This window comes from Psychrobacter glacincola, from assembly GCF_904846215.1.
Taxonomy (GTDB): Bacteria; Pseudomonadota; Gammaproteobacteria; order Pseudomonadales; family Moraxellaceae; genus Psychrobacter; species Psychrobacter glacincola.
This window is the reverse complement of record NZ_CAJGZK010000047.1, coordinates 1-2309: the sequence shown is the minus strand read 5'-3', so window position 1 is coordinate 2309 and position 2309 is coordinate 1. Positions and strand designations below refer to the sequence as shown.

General features: G+C 41.7%; 1 protein-coding gene and 1 pseudogene. Both read left to right on the top strand.

Annotated features, from left to right (window positions below):
- Positions 1 to 284 (top strand): annotated as a pseudogene (locus JMW90_RS13835) (hypothetical protein); the annotation flags it as partial.
- 602 nt (positions 285 to 886) lie between these two features.
- Entirely contained in the window at positions 887 to 1882 is a 996-nt protein-coding gene (locus JMW90_RS13265) for a c-type cytochrome (RefSeq protein ID WP_102078934.1), read from the top strand.
- The last annotated feature ends 427 nt before the right edge of the window (positions 1883 to 2309 follow it).

Genomic DNA, 2309 nt, shown 5'->3' with positions numbered 1-2309 from the left:
TTGAAGATACCCACTTAACCCATCTTGATCGGGTCAGTAAATTAGTCGCAGTGAACGCCTTAGCATTTTGTTGGGCTTATCATGTCGGTATTTATAAAGACAAAGATAAGCCGTTAAAGCGCAAGTTAAAGTCAAACGCTCGACCTCAAGCCAGTTTGTTTGCGCTTGGCCTGGATGTGTTGATTGAGGGCCTTCACTTGGTGTTCTTTAACAATGATAAGACTGTATTTCGACAGTTAGTTAGCTTTTTAACCCCTAAACCTATGAAAATCGGGTGGGGATGATTTTTTTGTCGTGTGCAGAGAATAAGTTAAACAGCTGTCGTCTATTCGATCTAAAACCGATACAAAGTGCTAATGGGGTGAGTTTTTTGCAGCCTCTGTTACGCCTGCGAACAGCAAGCAAGAAAAATCTATCCCATTAGCACGGGAATACTAACGTATCGATTTTATTTTGCAATTACTATATAAAAATATCTTCATCAAAAAAAAGCGCGTAAATATTTTCATATTTACGCGCTTTTAGTAAAAACAGTATGCCTTGCTATTTAGAACGTTCACCATCTGTTGGCATCATTTGTCGCTTTAGTGTTCTTTTTCAATTTAAAAACACTTTACGTATTTGTATTTGATACAATTATGTTACTAGCAAATTACAGATTAATTACTGGTCGAGTTTTGATAGGCAGAATCAAGCGGATTAATAGCTAATATTAGGCAGTAGCGATAAGCTGAATGATATGACGCCAACTATGTTGGCATTGATCAATACTGGAATCCGAGCCATTTATTTAGCTAAAATCTTAAAATAAGTTTTGCCATCATGACGACCAAGCTATCATATAAATATAGATTTACATATTATTTTCTAACATAAGGATATTCCAATGATAAACTTTCCACGTGCTAAGCCCTCCTCCCTGTTAGTAGCCACTATCTTTGCCATCAGCGCCGTCAGTATGGCCGGCTGTAGTAATAGCAATGAGACCAAAGCCGTTGACCGTTTGGAAGAAGCAGAAGCCTTGGCTCGCGTTAAAGCCCTCGAAGCCCGTGCCGAAACGCTAAAAGGTAATATGCCAGCTGCCAGTGATATGAGCGCTAGCGCAGGCGGCGGTGATGCGGCAGGCGCAGCAAGCGGTAAGCCGTCCATTAAGATGCCAGACGAATCGACCATTCCAGATGATGAGTATGGCGCTGCCGTACGCCGCGGTCTACAGCTTGCCAACCATACTTATAAAGAGCTGCCGAATAACGTTGGTAACCAGCTTAACTGTACCAGCTGTCACCTAGGCAATGGCTCAGAAGCGTATGCTGCACCTTGGAACAATATGCCAAGTATTTACCCGATTTATCGCTCACGCGCAGGTCGCGTCAATACCATTCAAGAGCGTATTAACGGTTGTTTTGAGCGTTCGATGAATGGTAAAGCACTCGATCTTGATTCAGATGATATGAATGCGATGGTGTCTTATATGAGCTGGTTGTCGCAAGATATGCCATTTGGGGTATCACCTGAAGGTCGCGGTTTTGTAAAAGTGAATAAAGAGTTAGAGCCAAACCCTGAAACGGGTGAAAAGCTATTTGCAGAAAAATGTAGCGTTTGTCACGGTGATAATGGCGAAGGTCAATATAATGACGATGGTACTTATATCTATCCTGCGGTAGCTGGCGATAAATCCTTTAATGATGGCGCAGGCATGGCGCGTACATATACCGCCGCGGCCTTTATTAAAGGTAAAATGCCGTTCGGTCAGGGCAATACACTAAGCGATCAAGAAGCGGTCGATATTGCCGCCTACTTTACCCATTTGCCGCGCCCTGTCAAAGCCAATAAAGACAAAGATTGGCCAAATGGCGATGCACCAAAAGATGTGCGTCGTTAATTGAAAAGCTTATAAGTCAGACCATAAAAAAGCCCAGCTATTCAATAACTTGGCTTTTTTATCATAGATAGTTAAGACAAATAGCTCTGCACACGACAAAAAAACAAAAAGTCTGTTAAAGCAAAGGCATAATAGTAATTTTTAAGACGAATCAGACCATGCCAAACTTTAACAGACTTAGTGAGACTTTAACCCAAAACCTGAGCATGAACAAGGCAAGAATCAATTGTTTGAGCCTAATGATAATAGCCCTGATTACTGCTCAAAGCAGTAATCTTAAAAAAAATAGCAAGACACCTTCCTAAGGGTGGCAAGACCGACAGTCACTATCGCAGACTACAGCGATTTTTTGCCGAAGCGAGGATAGACTACGATCAACTGGCTTTAATGATATATCGACTATTTGGGCTAGGCAAAGTCACCTTAA

What these genes read in the sequence shown, in the direction of transcription:
- JMW90_RS13265 (WP_102078934.1), top strand. Translation starts at nt 887, where the DNA reads ATGATAAACTTTCCACGTGCTAAGCCCTCCTCCCTGTTAGTAGCCACT.